Origin of the sequence: Pseudomonas sp. Pf153, assembly GCF_001269775.1 — a bacterium.
GTDB classification, from domain to species: domain Bacteria; phylum Pseudomonadota; class Gammaproteobacteria; order Pseudomonadales; family Pseudomonadaceae; genus Aquipseudomonas; species Aquipseudomonas uvaldensis.
Genome location: NZ_LHVL01000027.1, coordinates 17,939 through 37,273 on the forward strand (window position 1 = coordinate 17,939; position 19,335 = coordinate 37,273).

The 19,335-nt window shown below is 57.8% G+C and carries 9 protein-coding genes; 1 reads left to right on the plus strand and 8 read right to left on the minus strand.

What is annotated here, in order from left to right:
* Positions 1-26: 26 nt before the first annotated feature.
* From AD666_RS20155 to AD666_RS20175, 7 genes are all read right to left on the minus strand, one after another.
* On the minus strand, positions 27-383 hold the full coding sequence (locus AD666_RS20155; RefSeq protein ID WP_172679657.1) for a hypothetical protein: 357 nt from the start codon (positions 381-383) through the stop codon (positions 27-29).
* Between the two features lie 339 nt (positions 384-722).
* Positions 723-1,424 (minus strand): transposase, encoded by a 702-nt coding sequence (locus AD666_RS20160; protein ID WP_053155731.1) that lies wholly within the window; start codon positions 1,422-1,424, stop codon positions 723-725.
* Positions 1,425-1,622: 198 nt separating this feature from the next.
* Positions 1,623-2,012, minus strand: a complete 390-nt coding sequence (locus AD666_RS26485; protein WP_156315967.1) for a hypothetical protein — start codon at positions 2,010-2,012, stop codon at positions 1,623-1,625.
* Positions 2,012-2,377 (minus strand): hypothetical protein, encoded by a 366-nt coding sequence (locus AD666_RS26490; RefSeq protein WP_156315968.1) that lies wholly within the window; start codon positions 2,375-2,377, stop codon positions 2,012-2,014. Before AD666_RS26490 ends, AD666_RS26485 begins: the two co-directional genes overlap by 1 nt.
* 69 nt (positions 2,378-2,446) lie before the next feature.
* The gene (locus AD666_RS20165; protein WP_053155733.1) at positions 2,447-2,737 is read right to left on the minus strand and encodes a hypothetical protein; all 291 of its coding nucleotides are present in this window, start codon (positions 2,735-2,737) and stop codon (positions 2,447-2,449) included.
* Positions 2,734-15,504 carry a filamentous hemagglutinin N-terminal domain-containing protein gene (locus AD666_RS20170; protein WP_053155735.1) on the minus strand — a complete coding sequence of 4,257 codons (12,771 nt, stop codon included), beginning with the start codon at positions 15,502-15,504 and terminating at the stop codon, positions 2,734-2,736. The genes AD666_RS20165 and AD666_RS20170 overlap by 4 nt, the downstream gene beginning before the upstream one ends.
* A gap of 25 nt (positions 15,505-15,529) precedes the next feature.
* Entirely contained in the window at positions 15,530-17,236 is a 1,707-nt protein-coding gene (locus AD666_RS20175; RefSeq protein ID WP_053155737.1) for a ShlB/FhaC/HecB family hemolysin secretion/activation protein, read from the minus strand.
* A gap of 288 nt (positions 17,237-17,524) precedes the next feature.
* On the opposite strand from AD666_RS20175, the gene AD666_RS20180 reads away from it, so the two are divergent.
* The gene (locus AD666_RS20180; RefSeq protein ID WP_053155739.1) at positions 17,525-17,800 is read left to right on the plus strand and encodes a hypothetical protein; all 276 of its coding nucleotides are present in this window, start codon (positions 17,525-17,527) and stop codon (positions 17,798-17,800) included.
* 67 nt (positions 17,801-17,867) lie between these two features.
* Here AD666_RS20180 and AD666_RS20185 read toward each other — a convergent pair whose 3' ends face one another.
* Positions 17,868-19,214 carry a DEAD/DEAH box helicase gene (locus tag AD666_RS20185; RefSeq protein ID WP_053155741.1) on the minus strand — a complete coding sequence of 449 codons (1,347 nt, stop codon included), beginning with the start codon at positions 19,212-19,214 and terminating at the stop codon, positions 17,868-17,870.
* Positions 19,215-19,335 lie beyond the last annotated feature (121 nt).

Consider the following 19,335-nt stretch of genomic DNA (forward strand, 5'->3'; position numbering starts at 1 on the left):
CCTTTTTCGCTACACCTTTTCATTCTTTAAATTTTTAAACCACATAAAACCACGTCATCCGAAACTCGAACTACACCATCAACGATAGACAAACCATCCTCGGACTCAAAAACGCTAAACCCACAGCCCCCAAAATCAAAATACGCACCAACACACCCATCTTCAACATTCACTACAACGTACTTATATACAGCAAGGAGCTGCTTATCAAAATACTTATTCAGCTCATCCGAATACCGAATCGGGTAAGCAAAATCATCGGATATTTCATCTAACCCCAACAGCTTCGGCTCAGAGCCAACGGATAAAATCCTTAACACCCCCTCCCCGATGTCCAATGAAACCCATCCCGCCTCTGAGAACCTAAAAAAAAGAACCAGCATTTCACAAACCAAAGATCTCGATATAAAAAAAGATCGAAATCTAAACTCGCAGATCCTATCACCAATAATCATTAAGCCATATCTCATGATTAAAATTTAGATGACTTTTCTGGAATCAGAGTATCAAACTCATATTTTCCACCAGACAACACCCGCAAACTCACAGTACTATTCGTCTTTGAACTGTATACATGAATAAGATCATAGCCACCTCGAACAGCAGTTTTGGGAATCAAGTCACTAATGGCTGTAACGTTCTCCAATGTCTCTTTAACTGTCCGTTTGGCCTGTTCAACACCTGCACGACTGGCCTCGTAATGCATAGAAAAGGGGACAGATTTATTTTCCAGACCCAGCCCTGGGCCGCCCCTGCCCTCGCTGCTCTACCCGCACACCCGCAATCCGCTCGACCTCATCTACGAAACGGCTTGTACCCGTTAGTTGACCTCGCTGCAAAGCATCGCGGATTAATCGAAGCTGATCAGTCGGAATGGCCTGGCGCACAAACTCTTCATACCGAAGCCGCCGCTCCATCGAGGTATCACCCAAGGCCATGAAGCATGGATCAGCATCTAACCAGCCCCCACCAGACTCATTATCTACCCGGCTTCGATAGCTCGACCATGCATAGTCTCCAACATCGGCGACCATGCGAGCCCGTACAGGATTCAATTCAATGTAACGACTACAAGCGAGCAAATATGAATCCGACTGTACCACGCTGGATTTGTAACGGCTTTCCCACAAGGTGCCTGAACGCCCTTCCAATCGATTTCGATAGCGCGTCGCACGAGCAGCCAATGCTTTCATTAACTGCCCCAGCCCAACAGTCGACTCCCCTGGAGCTAGCAGCAAATGGACATGATTCGTCATCAGGCAATAGGCGTAGACCTTTACCCCGAACGCATCCTTTAGCTCGCGCAGATCAGAGAGATAGCGCTGATAGTCCTCTGCCGCTGCAAACACCACCTGCCGGTTATGGCCGCGTTGTACTACGTGATGTGGGTAATTCGGTAAAACAATACGTCCCATCCTGGGCATATTGGGTTCCTCCATCCTTGGAAGCTTTCAGCGTAGCAGAGGGTTGAAAAATAAATCTGTCCCCTTTTTTCCAGACCAAATCACGTCGGTCAGCCAGGGCAGATATCAGGAAGCATGGGCATGCCAAACACGTTAAGTAAGTGCCATTCAAAACTGTCTCCTTTTTTGCTTTTTTCTCGTTCCTTTTTTCGAGCCTTTTTAAACTTTCGAATCACTCCACAAATCATTTAGAACAATCAGCACTCTGGAATAGGCTAGCAACTGCACTTCTACAACCACAACCCGTCCAGAGAGATGTATTTCCAACGGAACTGAAATACTTACATCCTGACTCTCTGAAGCCTTTGAAAATACCGCAGCAGTGATATGACTAGTAATACTTAGAATATCAGAATAAAGCACATTAACAGCTTCGTCCTTAAAATCTATCGTCAAGCCTCTTCTAAAAAACCTTAAGATACAACCATCCAAACCAACCTCATATACTCCCCGCCCTAAAACTGGATCACTTATAAATGTTAAGTACTCACCATAACCAGACACACTTAGACTTTCAAGATGCTTACTCACGGATTTCAGATAAGACATTATTTCAGCCCCCTCAAAAAACTTCTAAGACCGTCGTTGGTAGCAGGAAAACTAAAAGAAAATCTGTCACCTACTTTCCCTGCGCCTAATGCGGCACCTTCCTCAGACGCATAATAACCTCTTAAAGTTACGGTCTTGCCTCCTTGAGCCTGCATGTATTCTATAAGCTTTTTTAGAGGTCCAACTAACTCTGCCGCCCCATCTGGACCATACCCAATAAAACCTTTCGATGTGCCAATAGCAAAGTCGTCAAACACGACCTCACCGGCATTTATCGTCACTTTTGGAGAATATATGGTACCGACCCCGTTGGCAGCGTCAAAAGAAACTTCTCCAAGGAAAAAAGGGGATAGATTTATTTTCAACGCACGCCTTGAAAAATAAATCTGTCCCCTTTTTTCCTACCAGTACCTTTTACACCGACTAATTATCGGCTATGGGCAGTACTCCACCGTATAATCACTCTCTAGTTCTTGTTGTATCGATTTGGCCAGTTGCATCCCTTCGGCTATGTGCCGAAGCTCTGCCTCAGGCGTGGTAAAACCAGAATCTGGCGGGTAGTCACTGTTGAACGTCGCCTGATACTCACCGTCCCACTTACTGATTTTGGCCCTCAACTCTTGAGAAATCGGCAGATCTTCAATATCAATGTGCCCCATTCTATCCGGATCTGGGCAGAATATCGGCCCAGCCAAATACTCATTTGTTAGTCTTAACCTGATCATGGCAATGGCTTCCAAGAGCTGACCGGATTAGCTCGAACCACGAAGCCGTTTGAGCCAACCCCAACAGCAATATTTTGTTCAACACCATTGTAAGTGATGCGATAAACGTTAGCCGAACCATTGGTCCCGACAACTTCTCCACGCTCAAGAGCATTCATCACAACATTTGGAATGTCATCCCGGGAGATCCCTTTATTGATAAAGTCGACCTCGTGTCGCTTGTAGATGTGTTGCAACCCGGCGGCATCAGTACCATTTTCCAGCCAGACGGTTCGACCGTCTGGCAGTCTACGGATATCAACCACATTTTCTGGTGTGATCTTAGTGCCTACAGGCAAGCCCGAGATCAATTCGTCTCTTGTCAGAGTCGAACCTGACACTCCTTTTGCACCTCCTTTCCCTATTAAAAACCCGCCGACCACAGCGAGCAGATAGCTCCCCCAACTAGCAGCCTCAGGTGAAACCCCCTCGCCCTCCAACGATAGCTGCGTTTGCGCCTGAGTCAAAATGCCAATAGCATTGGTATTTTGCAGCTGATAACGATGCAGATCTTCCCGAAACATTACAGGAAGAGTGTCGTCCAAAGCCATATGGGCTAGACGCTCCTGCAAGCTTTTCCGATCATGCAGGATGTCACCGAACAGCTGAACACAAAGATATGCATTGCCATCGCATAACGCTGCAAGCGCATCATCGTCCGCAACGCTTTGATCTCTGAACCGCTGCTTTACTTCCTCACAGTTTCCTTTCGCTTCACAAGAACGGGCGGCTGCTTCCAGATCATCCAGTTCTTGATGCCCCGTAAAATTGTATTGAGTGGCATTTTTTGCAATCCACCCGCCCTTGTCCATCTTGCTGGCGTCCGTATCCTCCTGCGCCGCAGCAGCCAAAACACCAACAATTTGCGAGCTCATGCTCAAAAGGTCTTCATTACCTTTCACCAGCGTGTTCAGGTACGTAACGAGCGCTTCGTTCGCCCCGGCAGCCAATGCACCGGTTCTGAAATCCCCGCCCGTTACTTCCGCTAACAAGCCTCCCACCATCGCGTGAACAGCAATTTTCGGCAGAGAGCCGTCCCCAAGAACACCTTTAGTGTAATCACCGACAGCGTTGAAGCTGGCCGCCGCCAACGTATTGAACAACGCACCTTTCAATGCATCGCTTGTGCTGCCGCCTTGTCCCAAGGCCTTGCTCACAAGCAAGGACGTCCCGTTCTGTAGCACTTGATTGGCGGCGAATTGACCGATACCACTCCAACTCCCCAACGACTCGGAAATGACCTTGCCCGTTACCGTATTGGTCTTAGTACCGGTCCAATCGTTGAAATAAGCTGCTGTAAGACCCGCTGTAATCGCTGAGATGGCATAATTCTTCAGTGCATCTGAAGAAGTCACGTCTTTAATTACTGCGCCAAGGTCACCGCCATTGTTAATGGCGCTGACTGTTGCGTTCGTCGATACATTTGACGCAACGGCGCCAGCAATTCCTCCCCCGACACCTCCGCCAGCCATACCTGCTACGGCCGGCCCGACAACTGCGGCCATGAGGATAGCAATGATGATCTGCGAGGCCGGTCCCAGCCCGGAATTGCTGTATTTAAACGACTCGTGAATTTCTTTCACTTGTCGCCAGTCCACGTCCCCTCTTGCCTCTGCCTGTTTGAGCCAAGCGAGTTGGGGATCGGCCTTTACCATTGCATCGATGGACTGACTGACGGTTTGTTGGTTGATTTGTTTTACATCAATTGTCAGCCCACCAACCGCGTTGATCACTACATCACCGGCCGCTTTCATCTGTGTCTGACGGAAGGTTTCGTCGGTGTGCCCTTTGCCTTTTGACGAGACCCAAAAAGCGTTGTTGTTGGTTTTCTCGTGGCTTTCCTGGTGGAGATCCTTCACTCCTTCAAAGGTAATCGAACCGCCACTTTGCAGAGTCAAATCACCGCCGCTATTTAGTTTGGCAACCTGATACCTTTGATCTGTGCCGCTGATCAGCATCAGATCACCACCTGTGGTGATCTCGCTTCCAACATGGGTGATTTTGGTGACCTCGTCACGCTTGGTCTGTTTGGTGCCCCAACTGCCCTTTTTCTTTTTGTCATACAGCGAATAGTCGCTGTCTTGTGCCGCTAGCAGTTGAAGATTGCCACCTGCCACCAGATAGGCTTCGTCACCTGCGGTGACGCGAGTCGATACCACCGACATGTCCTTACCGGCCTTGAGCGAAACGTCCCCTCCCGCCGTCACGGTACTGCCGATTTGCTTGACGTGGTCTTCCTGTGTCGTGAGTTTCTTGGATTTGGAATAGGAGTGGCTTTCGTCCGCAGCGGAGCTCAGAAGCAGATTTTCGGCAGCGGTGATTCCAATATCGCGCCGGGCCTCGATCTGGCTACCGATTTCGGCAACATCTCGACCAGCACGAATGGTCAGATCCTGACCCACATCCAGCGTAGAACCGTATTGGGTGATGCTGGAGCTCTGTTTTCCACCGAGATTCGCGCTGTTATATTGCTCGGCCGTGGCAATAGCGACATCACGACCAGCATTAATGATGGTGTCTCGTCCACTCTCCAGCACTCCCCCCTTGCTGGTGAAATCACGCCCGGCGTTGATAGTTAAATCATTCGCGGCCTCGACACGTGCGGCGCTATCGACAAACTCACGGTGCAAGTGGGTGTTATCGCCACTGGCAGTCAGGGAACGCTCAATAATCACGTCACCTGCGGCTGCGATTAGATTCACATCCCGCCCAGCGACAATACCCCCTGCCTTATTAACAAGGTCATTGCCCGCCAACAGATCCAATCGATTACCCGCTTCAACCAGCCCGCTGTTAACAAGGTCCTTACCAGCTGTCGCACTAAGATCAGTGGTCGCACGCAACGTACCGGCATTCGTCAGATCCTGACCGGCAATCAGCTTGACATCCGCCCCCTGAATCAACGCCCCGTTCGGCGCCAGACGATTGTTCACCTGGGCCATGTACAGCACCGGCACCAGCACCTTCTCGCCGTTTACCTCATGCTCTTCCAGCCAGACGATGTCATGGGTCAGCGCCGCGACTTGCTCCGAAGTCAGCGTCACGCCCACCGACAAACCAAGTTGCTGTTTGCTGGCGATGGCGTTGTCCATCAGGTACTTGAACATCCCCTCGTCGCTGGTCTGGCCGTCGATGAAGCGCTGGCCGGTGCGGGCGACTACCGCTTGCTGGATCAAGCGTTGTTCGTAGAGTCCATCGCCCAGGCGTTTGGTGCTCTGGTCGGGGTCGTACTTGAGTTCGCCCAGCAGGTAGTCCGAGCTCATGAACGACTTGAGCTCAGTGAGCGCGGGGTTGGTTTCGATCAGGTATTTCTGTGGGTTAGTTTTGAACGAGGTATCCGGCACACCTTGGACCCGCGCGACCGTTTGAATGGACGCAGGTGTGGCAACTACGTTGCCCACCATGGGGACGACCCGTGCCGTTGGGATAAGGCTGGTGCCGGTGATTGCTCCCACCTGGGCCACATCGCCCAAATTGCTGTTGCGGCTCGGCATTGGCAGGGAATGGCCGCCGTTTTCAACAGGCGCGCTTGCATCGGGCACGCGGCTGTTCACGTTGCTGTCGGTGGTTTGGCGAGTGACTTGAGTGAATTGCCGGTCAGCCGTGACCAGTTGCGCGGCCTCACCGACCTGCACGCTGCGAGCCTGGGCGTCCGGCAGGTCCTGCTGGCGCTGAGCGGTGCTGATGGAATTGTTGGACATGCTCCAGCTTTGTGGCGCGTTGTCGGCCTGGGTCGCCTGTTGGGCCGAGCCACCCTGGCCGCTCAGGCGAAACAGGCCATTCTGCCCGGTAGGCAAGCTGAAACCCGGCAGGGTCAGCGGGTTGAGCTGTTGTTGCGCGAGGTTGGGTGGGAGTTGTCCATTGATCTGTATGACTGCCGGAGTCACCTGGCCGCTGAGTTGAGTCGAGCCAACTTTGGATGCGCCGCCATGTAGAGTGACGCCTTCACGGACGACACTGTTGGTGAAGTTCTGAGTTGCATTGATGTGCACCGCTCCGCCGGCCTGTACGACGGCACTGGCGAAGTTAGAGGGGCTGTTGTAGGTGATGGTGTTTTCGAAGAAGGCGGCGTTTCTGACAGAAGCCGGTGCGTCGGTACGCACCCCGTCGTTGTAGTGTGCCGGGTCAAGATTGTCAGGGCCGCCATCAACATGAACTATGCCAAAGGACGTGTAGGGATTGTCCCCTCGACCTCCAGGCTTCGAAAGTACCGTGAACATGGACTCGACATTGGTAGCGTTCCAAGCATGCAAGCTGGGACGCTGGTATTGATTATAGTAAAGGGGATCATTAGCGGCGTTGTAGTTCAGCACCGCCTCCCAAAAGGCCATATTCTCATCGGCTTTGTGGGGTAAGTTGAATGAACGTCGTACGCTGTAATCACCTGCAGACGCTCCGCTGTTGGTGAAGGTTTGCAGGCTAAGGGTCAAGTTGCCGCGAGCGCTAACCGTCGAGGCTCGATTGAGAAAATCGCCCCCATTAGCTAGGAAATTTTTTCCGGCCGTCATACTGGCTGACGCAGAATCCTGAACGATCTGAGATGTATAGTTTTCCACCCAGACCATGTAACCGTCTTCTTTGTAACCAATGTACGGAACGAACTCTGCACAGGCGTAACACTGGATCCCGATGTAACCCGACACCAACCCACCCGTAGCCTCAAACACATCCTTACGGTTCTCGATATGATCCGCCGCCAGGGTCAAGTCGCCGCCGCTTTCAATCGATGCCGAGATATTGGCAATCGAAGCGCTCCAGGCGTTGCTGTCATCGCGACTGATGCTGATGTTGCCCGTGCCATAGACGTCGGCAAAACGGTTGGTGAAGTCGTTGACGCGCAACGCCATGTCCGCGCCGCTGAAGATCAAACCGTTCTGGTTGAGCAGGCTGGACGCACCCAGGCGCAGGTTGCCGCCGCTGCCCAGCGTCCCGTAGTTGTTGATTGAGCCGGCATTGACGGTCAGGGCGGAGGCGGCAGTCATGCGGCCGTAGTTGTCGAGTTGCCCATTGATCTTGAGCGTGGCGTCTGCCCCGCTGGCAACGCTGCCCGCGCTGCCCAGATTCAACGAGGCGGCCGTCAGGGTCAGGTTGCCCAGGCTGCTGTAGCGCCCATTGCCCCCATAACTCCCCCCCAATACCAGACTGATCGACCCATCACTGGCAATCAGCCCATCGTTACTCCAACTCCCCCCACTCCCCACCAAACTGGTAGAAGCCAGCAACTGCCCCGTCCCGGTCTGAGTCAGGTTATTCACGTTGATAGTCAGGCGTCCGGCCTGGATCACGCTGCTGTTGGTCCAGCTGTCAGCCGTCAGCGTCAAGCCGCCACGAGTGACGAGGCTGCCGCCGGCGTTGGTGAGGTTGGCAGTGGAGATGTCAAAGTCGCCGCTGCCGACATGCAGCAGCCTGCCGCCCAGGTTCTGGAAATTGGTGGCGTTAAGGATCAGGCCGTTGTTGGCGGTTTCCAGCGTGCCGTTGCGGTTGTCGAACAGGCCGCCAATCTGGAAGTTGGTCGTGCCACCGCTACCCAACGCCCGCAATTGCCCGGTCTGGTTATCCAGGCTCGTAGCCTTGATCGCCAGGGTGCTGTCGCTTTCGATGATGCCGAGGCGATTGTTCAACGCGCCGGTGAGGTTGAGGTCGATCTGGCTGCCGGCGATCTGGCCGTCGTTGTCGCCGCTGTTGTCGAAGTCGTTGGCCGTGACGTTGATCTTGCCTTTGGCATAGAGGCCGCCGTTGCGGTTGTCGAAGTCGTGGGTGGTGACGGTAGCGTCGCCGCTCTGCGCGGAGATGCGTCCGCCGTAGTTGTCGAGGCCGCCGAGGGCGATCAGGTTCAGGCGCTGGGCCTGGGTGATGCCGCCTTGGCGGTTGTTGTTCAGGTCGTAGCCGTTTCTCAGCACGCCGGTCAGTTGGGTGGTGAGCATCCCTTGTAGGCTGGCGAGTACACCGCCTCGGTTCTCCAGGTTGCGCCCGATGACAGTCACGTCTCCGGCCTTGGCTTGGAGGCGGCCGCTCTGGTTGTCGATGTCTAGATTGACGGTCAGCTGCAGCGCGCCTTGGCTTTGCACGGTGCCTTTGCCATTGGTGAGGCTGGCCGCATCGATCTGCACGCCGCTGTTCTGGCTGTAAATCAGACCATCGGCGTCGTTCTGTACCGCGCCGTTGGTGTCCACGACGAGTTGACCATTGGCCGCGACGGTGCCGCGATTGCGGTTGTCCAGCCCCCCCGTGAGCAAGGTCAACAGACCTTGGCTGGCGATCTGACCACCCTGGTTGTCGATCTGCGTGGTGCGCTCGACCCGCAATGGGCCGATGCTGGCAAGTTTGCCGTTGGTGTTGGTCAGGGCGCCAAGCAGGTCCAGGGTGACGGCGGCGTTGCCGATCAGGTTGCCGCCGCTGTTGTCCAGGCTGGTGCCGGTGAAGTTCAGGGCTTGTTGCGCATTGATGGTGCCGCTGGCGTTGCCCAGGGTCATGGCGTTCATGACCAGGGTGGCGCCGCTGTCGATCAGGCCGCCTTGGGCGTTGTTCAGCGAGCCGCCGGTGACGGTCAGGGTCTGGTCGCTGCCGCTGGAGAGGATGCCGCCACGGTTGTCCAGGCTGGCCGCGTTGACGGTGAGTGTTTTCTGGGTGACCAGCGCGCCGGCGCCGCTGTTGAGCAGTGCGCCGCTGAGGGTGACGCCGAGGTTTCCGTCACGGCTGGAGAGTGTGCCGTTGTTGCGGTTGTCGAGGCTGGCGCCCTTAACGTCCAGTCCCTGCCAGCCGGAGATCAGGCCGTTCTGGTTGACCAGAGTGGTACCGGTCACGCCGAGGTTCTGGCTGCTGATCAGCTTGCCGCCGGTGTTATCAATCGTCTGGCCGCTGAGGTTGAACCCTTGGCTGCTGGAGATTTCGCCACCCTGGTTATCCAGATTGCGCAGGCCGTTGACGGTCAGCAAACCTTTGGCAGTGATCAGGCCGTTGCGATTGTTCAGGTCATGCCCGCCGAGGTTCAACGTCACGGCTTGTTCGCCCAGCAGACGCCCGCCGTTTTGGCTGAGAGCGGCCAGGGTCAGGTTCAGGTCACCCTTGGCCGACACTTCGCCGCCGTCGCTGGAGTCCAGCGAATCGGCTTCGAGAGTCAGGCTGGATTGAGCATTGATCAGGCCGTTGGCGCTGTTGTTCAGGGCCATGGCGTTGAGAATCAACGCACCGCCCGCCAGCACGCTGCCGCCCTGATTGTTCAGGTTGCCGCTGTTGAGGGTCAGCCGTTGTGCGGCGCTGATCAGGCCTTCGGCCTGGTTGTCGAGTTGTTGGTCAACCGTCAGGTCGAGGTTGCCACGACTGGTGAGGGTGCCGCCGTTGTTGTTCAGGCTTTGCGCATGGGCATCGACGCTGGCCGCGCCGATCAGGCCCTTGACGTTGTTCAGCGCTTGGGCAATGCGCAGGGTCAGGCCCTGGGTGCTGAGCAGCCGGCCGCCATCGTTGTTGAGGTTTTGTGCCGCCAGGGTGAAGGCTTGGGCGCTGGAGATTTCACCGCCCTGATTGTTCACGCCGAGCAGGTTTTTCAGCAGCAGCGTGCCGGGAGCGTTGATAAGGCCGTTCTGGTTGTTGAGCTGGCCGTTGTTCAGGTTCAGGCTCAGCGAGTTGTTGCTGAACAGCTGGCCGCCCTGTTGATCCAGGCCGGACACCGAGGCCGTCAGCGCGCCTTGGCTGCCGATGCGGCCGCCGTCCTGGTTGGTGACCTGGGTCGCATTGATATTCAGGGTGCTGCCGCTGTTGAAGCGTCCGTTCTGGCTGTTGTTGAACGTACCAGTGGTGACGTTCACCGCGCCTTTACCGCTGATGCTGCCCTGCTGACGGTTGTCCAGCGCCGTGCTGGTGAGCAGCAACGCGCCGTCGGTCACCAGTTCGCCGCCCTGGTTGTCGAGGCGGCCCAGGCTTTTAACCGAGAGGTTGGCCGCGCTGGACAGGCTGCCGCCAATGTTACTCAAGTTAGCGGCGCTGACGTCCAGGGTGCCTTCGCTACTGATTTGACCTTGGGTGTTGATCAGGTCGCCACTGAGGTCGATGCGCTGGTTCTGTTGGCTGACCAGATAGCCGCCGCTGTTGTCCAGCGAAGCGCCCTCGAGGCTCAATTGCGTCTTGGCGCTGAGCAGGCCCTTGTTGCGGTTGATCAGTTTGTCCACGGTGAGCTTCAGCGCCTGCCCGGCGAATACCTGGCCGCTGTCGCTGTTGTCGAGGTTTTTGCTCACCAGCGTGACGCCGGTGTTGCCGCTCAGCTCACCGCCACGGTTGTCGAGATCGTCAACGTTGAGATCCAGCGCTTTCGTTGCGCCGATCAAACCGGCCTGGCGGTTGTCGAGGCTCGACGCTTTCAACGTCAGGTCCGTGGTGCTGACCAACGTGCCTTGGCGGTTGTCCAGCGCGGTGACGGTGACGTCGAGCCCAGCTTTGCCGGCGATGCTGGCGGCGCGGTTGTCCAGGCGATCAGCGTTCACTGTCAGCGCGCCGTCGGCGATCAGCGAACCGTGCTGGTTGTCGAGCAACTCATCGACCTTCACATCGAGCTGACCGCGACTGCTGATCAGGCCGTCGCTGTTGTCCAGGCTGGCGCTGTAGCTGTCCACGGACGCGGCCGAGATAATCCCTTTGGCGTTGTTCATCGCTTGCACGGTTCGCAACATCAGGCCTTGGTTGCTGAGCAGTTTGCCGCCACTGTTATCGAGATTTCGCGCCGCCAGGGTGAACGCCAGCTGGCTGGAAATTTCACCACCCTGGTTGTTGACGTCCTTGAGGTTGCTCAGCAGCATTAAGCCCGATGCGTTGATCAGGCCGCCCTGGTTGTTCAACTGGCCCTGGTTCATGTTCAGGCTCAAGCTGGTGTTGCTGAACAGTTCCCCTTGCTGTTGATCCAGACCGGTGACCGATGCGCTCAACGCCTGACTGCTGGCGATACGACCGGCGGCGTTATTCACTTGGGTGGCAGTGAGGTCGAGGGTGTTGCCCGAGGTCAGGCGCCCGCCCTGGCTGTTATTGAAAGCGCCAGTGCGGACTTCAGTGGCGGCGCTGCCCGAGATCAGGCCTTTCTGACTATTGTCCAGGCTCGCGCTCTTGAGGGTCAGGCCGGCATCGGTGCTGATGGAGCCGCCCTGGTTGATCAACCCGCCCAGGCTGACAATCGACAAAGCGCCAGCGCTGCCGAGGCTACCGGCGGTGTTATCGAGGCTGCCGGCGTTGACGGTCAGTTCACCTTCGCTGCTGATCAGGCCTTTGTTATTCAACAGTGCATCGTCGAGTGTGATCACCAGACCGTTGAGGCTGCTGAGTGCGCCACCGCTGTTATCCAGCGTACTGGCGTTGAGTGTCAGGCTGCCTTGAGCGTGGATCAGCCCCTTGGTCTGGTTGATCAGTTGCGCGACCTTCATTTCAAGAGCGTTGCCGGCAATCAGTTTGCCGCCGTCGCTGTTGTCCAGTCGTTGAGCACCGACCTTGACGCCCAGTCCTGCGGACAATTCGCCGGCCCGGTTGTCAATCTGACCGACCTGCACATCCAGCGCTTTTGTGCTGCCGACCAAGCCACCGTTGCGGTTATCCAAAAGGCTGCCGTAAAGATTCAGGTTGCCTTGGGCCACCAGCGCACCGCCCTGCTGCTGCTGCAGGGTATCGATCACTGCGGTGAGGTCGGTCTGGCTGGAGATGCGGCCGAGGTCGTTCCGCACTTCGTCGGCCTTCAAGGTCAGCGGGCCGACGCTGCTCAGCAGGCCACCACTGTTGTCCAGCCGTGTGCTTTCGACGTTGACGCCGGCCTTGCCGGTGATGATCCCGTTGTTACGGTTGTCCAGTTGCGCGATGGTCAGTTGCAGCGCCTTGTCGGCGCGGACGTTGCCGCCACGGTTGTCGAGGCTGCCGGTTTGCAGGTCCAGTGCGCCCTTGGCAATCACTTCGCCCTGGCTCTGGTTGTCCAGCAGGCCGCTGATGCGTGCACTCAGACTGCCGTCGCTGATTACCTGCCCGCCGTTGCTGTTGTTCAGGCTCGCGGCCTGGATGTCCACAACCTTGCCCGAACCGAGCACGCCCTCGCGGTTGTCCAGCACACCGCCAAGGCTGATGATCAAGGCGCCGTCGCCCAGTACCTGACCGTTGCGGTTATTCAGGGTCATCGCGTTGAGCCGGGTCAGGCCGGCGCTGGAGATTTCGCCCTCCAGGTTGGTCAGCGTCCCGTCAATGTTCACGCTCAGGTCGGCGCCGCTACCCAAGGTGCCGCCGCTGTTGTCCAGGCTGACGGCCCTCAGGTTGAAGGCCTTGTCGCTGGAAATCTCGCCATCGCGGTTATTCACAGCGGCGAGGTTGTTCAGCAGCAGCGCGCCGGGGGTACTGAGCAGCCCGCCCTGGTTGTTCAACAGCCCATGGTTGAGGTCGAGGGAAAGACTGGTGTTGCTGACCAGTTGGCCGTTCTGTTGGTCAAGCCCGGTGACGTTGGCATTCAGAGCCTTGGCACTGGCGATGCGGCCAGAAGCGTTGTTCACCTGACCAGCCTTCAAGAGCAGCGTGTCGCCGCTGATCAGGCTGCCGCCCAGGTTGCTCAGGGTCGCGGCGCTGTCGATGCTCAACGCGCCGACGCTGGTCAGTTGGCCTGCATCGTTAGTGATCCCGGCGGCTTTGACACTGGCGGTGGTGTCGCTTTTGAGGCTGCCCTGGGCATTGAGCAGTTGCCCGCGCAGGTCCAGATTCATCCCTTGTCGGGCATAAAGCGAGCCCTGGCGGTTGTCCAGTTGGCCGGCCTTGACAGCCAGTGCGGCTCGGCTGGAGATCAGCCCCTGGCTCTGGTTGATCAGACGTTCCAGGGTCAGGCGCAGGTCGCCGTAGGCAATCAGTTTGCCGCTGGTGCTGTTGTCCAGCTCGGTGCCGGTCAACGTCAGGACGCCCTGGCTCGACAGCTCACCACCGCGGTTATCCAACTTGCCAACATTGAGGCCGGCGGCCTGGGTTGTGGTGACAACGCCGCTCTGACGGTTGTCCAGGCTCGCCGCGTTGAGCGTCAGCAGTCCCGCCGACGACAGTAATCCTGCCTGATTCAACAGTTGCGCCGAGATGCTGGCGGTGAGCGCGCCGTCACTGAGCAAACGGCCCGCCGTGTTATCCATCGACCCGGCGCTGAGCTGGACATTCTTGCTTGAGGTGAGCCGGCCACTGCGGTTGTTCAACTGGCCGCTGGCGTTGATATCCAAGCCCTGCCCCGCCGCAACCAGGCCCGCAACGTTGTCCAGAGAAGCAACGCGCAGCGTGACGCCGCTCAGGCCGGTGAATTCGCCACTGTTGTTATTCAACTGCCCGACATTGGCCGTCAGGTTGCCGTTGCTGCTGACGGTGCCCTTGGTGTTGAGCAGGGTGTTGGCGGTAACGTTCAGTGTATTGCTGCTGAGCACCCGCCCCTTGTTTTGGTTGTCCAGGGTCGCGGCGTTGACCGTGGTGGCTTGTCCACCGCTCAGGGTTCCGCTCTGGTTGCTCAATGTCTGCGCAACGTTAACCGTCAGATTACGACTGGCCACAACGCTCTTGCCATTGTTACCCAGGCTCTGCGCCGTCAGGCTCACATCACCCGCCGAATTACGGGTGTTATCCGCATTGAGCCCAGCCTCGATGATGCCGTTGTTGCTCAACTGCCCACCCGCGCTCAGCGTAATATTGTCCCGCGCCGCAAGACTCTGCTGGTTGCTCAGGCTGCCCTGAGTCCGGGCGTTCAACGTGGTGCCGGCGTAGACCGGACCTTTGGCATCAAGGCTCGCCGCCTTGACATTGACCGCACCGCTGGCCGAGGTCTGCGCCATACTCAAATGCCCATTGGCATCGAGCTGAATATCCCCACCGCTGGCGATCATCTTGCCGTCCAGTTTCACACCGACACCGGCCTCGGTCCCCACCAGCTTGATCGCCCCGGCGTACATGCCGCCCAGGGCCGAGGAGTCGATCGCCAGTTGCGGCTTGGCGCTGCCGTCATCGGCCCGTGCAGTGGCTTTGAGGGTGGCGGCATCGACGTCGTTGCGACCGGCGACGATGGTCAGGTTTTTCGCCTGGATCTCGGCGTTGATCTTCGCGCTGCGGGTGATGATCTCGAAGCTGTCGATGTTGTTGGCGTTGAGGCCCGCGCCTTCGATGGCGACGCTGCCCTGATCAACCTGGTAGCGGCTGACCTGGCCATTTTCGATCACCGGTTTGCCGGTGGTCAGGGTCGCCTTGGGCGTGTTGATGAAGCCACAGCCGTTGCAGGTGATGCCGTAGGGGTTGGCGACGATGACGTGGGCCGACTGCCCTGCCACTTCGGTGTAGCCACGCAGTTGACTGGGATTGCCGCCGTTGACTTCGTTGAGGATGATCCTGGCGGCGGTGCCGTTGAGGTTCGGGTTGCCGAGGATGATTCCGCCCAGTTGCGTGGACTGGGTGCGGGAGGTGGCGTTGTTGAGGATTACACCGTTGCTGCCGACGTTGTAATCCGTGAACTGGTTGTGGGACAGGCCGTTACCGTTGGGCTTGGCGATGTTGACGATGGGCACGCCATTGCCCGCCTGGCCAAGGCTGGTGCCCGGCGCACTGACGACGATGCCGTCGGCCTGGGCCCACATGGGTTGCCAGAACATGACGTTGGCCAACAGGAACGCCAGGCCGCGCTTGGGCATGCCCCAAAACCGGTCACGGTTTTGCAGGGCGGCGGAAGGCTGGCGGGCCAGGAAGGCGTGTTGGCGGTCGTCCATGGTCAAGTCTCGTTGCAGCGAAAAATTAAAGGAAAAAATCCATTCGGAAGTAGATCGGCGCTTCGCGCTCGGTCAGGGCATCCGGGCGTTCCAAGGAATGGGCAAAGGTCACGCTGGCGCTCAGGTGCTCGCCGCGGGCGAACAGTTCCAGCGAGTTGCTGGACATGCGCCCGTGCTCGTCGCCGTTGTAGCGGGTCCCGGTGATCACACCCTGGTCGTAACCCAGGCTGGTGCCGTACTCGGCGAACACCGGGCGCAGCCACTCCAGGGTGACCGGGCGGCTCCAGCGCAGGTCGTTGCGCCAGTAGCCGCCGCTGTCGCCGGCCAGCGACTGGTCCTTGTAGCCGCGAATCGAAGACTGCCCGCCCAGGCTCATGCGCTGCGGGCTGAACAGCGCGTCTTCGCTGCGCTGGCCGGTCATCAGGCTGCTGAAGCTGAAGGACTCGCCCCAGAGCTGGAACGGTTGCAGGTAACTCAGGGTCGCGGTGTATTTGCGATAGCGCGCATCCGGCACCCCAGGACGCGGTTCATGATCGCCCTGGGCGTCGAAGGCGCCGATGCCCTGCTGCATGCCCAGGTCCAGATTGACGAAGGCGCTGCCGACCCGCCGGCCATGGTTGATGCCGAACTGTGCTTCGCTGAGGCGATTGCTGCTCTCGCTGAGCTTGCTGTCTTCGATGAAGTTGTTGGTGCGCAGGTAGGCCAGGCCCGTATTGAGAGAGGTCTTGCTGAAAGCGTCGCGATGAATCACCCGCTCCAGGCGCACCTGATGGTTCTGGCTATCACCGGTCTGTTTGAAATTGAAACCGTTGGCAGCGATCTGCGAACGATATTCGCTCTGGCTGTAGGTGTAGCTCAGGTTCCACCAGCCAAAGGGCAGGTTGTAATAGAGCATGGCGTTTCGGGAGGTGTGCTGGTGGTCGGTCATCGCGTCGTGACCGCCACGCAACATCAACTGATCAGCCAGACCCAGCGGACTGTCCCACTCGAAACTGCTGCCCCACTGCTGCTCGCTGGTACTGCGCTGGCCATCGTTGCTGCGCGACAGCCCGGCGCGCCAGGGCTTTTTCGGCTCGTTGGTGACACGCACTTCGCTGCCGCCGACGTTCTGGCCGGGAGTCAGTTCCATCTTGGCCTGGTTCGATGGCAGGCGATTGAGCTGGTCGACCATCTGCTCGATTTCTCGCAGGTTGACCAGGTCACCGGTCTTGCCGGGAAAGGCCATCGCCAATTCACGGTCCGACAACTGGCTGTTTTCGGCGCCCTTCAAGCCTTCCAGTCGTCCCTCGACCACCAGCACTTGCAGATGCCCCCCCGACAGGTCCTGTTGCGGCAGGTAGGCGCGGCTGGTGACCAGGCCCTTTTCGATGTAGTGGTCGGTGATGACCTTGAGCAGTTCGTTGAGCTGCGGCACGCCCAGGCACTGGCCGATGTAGGGCCTGAGCAATTGCTCGCGCTCACGGGCGGAAAGACTGTCGGCGCCCTTGAGTTCGATGGTCTTGATGGGAAAGCAACGGGTATCGGCCGGCGCCGTCGGTTGAGTCGGCTTCACTTCCTGACCGGGCAGGTCCTTGAGTTCTTCCAAGCGGCGGCGCTGTTCTTCGAGCAGGCGATTCTGGCGCTCGCGGATCAGGTCGGTGTCACCAGGCGTAGGGGCAGCATGAGCGAATGTCAGCGGAGAAAGGCACAGCAAAGCCAGGCACAACCTCGCCCAAAGGGCGGGTGAGGACATGTTCGATCCCTCGAGCGAAATGATATCAAAATAGCGGCGCGATATTAGATAGCCATCATCTTGGCGTCAATTAAATAGTGGGACGCCCAAGGTATAACCCCGACCGTTCATCGGGAATCAGCCCCCTCGGTCTTTCAGGTACGAAACGTCCCGCTTGAAGGCCGGAAGTTGCCTCTGAAGTCGACAGACATCTCGCCAGCCGCACCTCCCCCCTCGGACTAATGAACTTTCAACCCAACCCAAGCCTCAACCCATTACTGCCCAAATAAGGAATACGAGGCCCACACCATGAAAACCCTCATGAAGTTCACTCTAGCGGCCGCCCTGACCTGCGCCCTGCCCGCCTGGGCTACTTGCACGCCCGAGGAAGCGACCATCAAACGCGAACAATTGGCCGACAAGGTCGCCAAGCTCACCGAGCAGGATCCGGCCAAGGCCAAGGAAATGAACGACGAATTGCAGGCCATGGATCTGGGAACATCCAGCAAGGATCTGCCGGACAAATGCCAGTTGATCGATAAGCGCCTGCAAGAGCTGGAAGCGGCGGAAAGGAAGGCTGGCTGAGCGCTCCATCCCCCCCATAAAAAAACCGGACTCAGGGTCCGGTTTTTTTATGAAGCTTATCGCCGTGTCATTCAGCCGCCGGCGCCTGTGGCTTGCGGCGCTTGAGCGGGGCCATGCCGTCCTTGCTGACCAGGGCCGGGGCCTCGGTCTTAGGGCGGTTGGCGGTCTTGCGCTTGGTCGGGGCCTTGGCGGTGGTTTTCTTCTTGTCGCCCTTGGCATCGACTTTTTTCTTCTTCGCGCCAACGGCCTTGCCCGAAGCCTTGACCTTTTTAGGTCCGCTGTAGGTGCCTTTGACTTCCTTGATGGTACGGCGCTCGAAGCTCTGCTTGAGGTAGCGCTCGATGCTCGACATCAGGTTCCAGTCGCCATGACAGATCAGCGAGATCGCCAGGCCATCATTGCCGGCACGGCCGGTACGGCCAATGCGGTGTACGTATTCATCGCCGCTGCGGGGCATGTCGAAGTTGATGACCATGTCCAGGCCTTCCACGTCCAGGCCGCGGGCAGCGACGTCGGTGGCGACGAGGATCTTCACGCCGCCCTGCTTGAGACGGTCGATGGCCAGCTTGCGATCCTTCTGGTCCTTCTCGCCGTGCAGCACGAACGCCTTGTATTCCTGGGCCACCAGGCGGCCATAGATACGGTCGGCCATGGCCCGGGTGTTGGTGAAGACGATGGCCTTTTCGTAGGTTTCGTTGGCCAGCAACCAGTTCACGATCTGTTCTTTATGCTGGTTGTGATCGGCGGTGATGATTTGCTGGCGGGTGGTGGAGTTCAACTGGCTGACCGCGTTGAGCTGCAAGTGCTCAGGGTTGTTCAGCACCTTGGCGACCATCTCCCGCAGGCCCGAGCCGCCGGTCGTGGCGGAGAACAGCATGGTCTGCTGACGCTGGCTGCACTCATCCACCAGACGCTGCACGTCTTCGGCAAAGCCCATGTCCAGCATGCGGTCGGCTTCGTCCAGCACCAGCACTTCGACTTCCTTGAGGTCGAGGTTGCCGGCGTTCAGGTGCTCGATCATCCGCCCCGGCGTGCCGATCAGAATGTCCGGCACCTTGCGCAGCATGGCGGCCTGGACCTTGAAGTCTTCGCCGCCGGTGATCAGACCGGACTTGATGAAGGTGAACTGGGAAAAGCGTTCCACTTCCTTCAACGTCTGCTGGGCCAGTTCACGGGTTGGCAGCAGGATCAGGGTCTTGATGCTGACGCGGATCTTGGCCGGGCCGATCAGGCGGTTGAGGATCGGCAGCACGAACGCGGCGGTCTTGCCGCTGCCGGTTTGCGCCGTCACCCGCAGGTCACGCCCTTGGAGCGCGAGCGGAATGGCCGCTGCCTGCACGGGCGTTGGCTCGACAAATTTAAGCTCGGCCACGGCTTTGAGCAGGCGTTCGTGCAGGGCGAATTCGGAAAACACGGGTGCTACCTCGAAGAAATGCAAAAAAACAGCTGCATAGGGTAACGGTTTCAAGCGCGAAGGCCGAGTTTCTTTGTGCAAACGGCGACAAATCTGCGTGTTTTTATCAACGAGTCCGCCA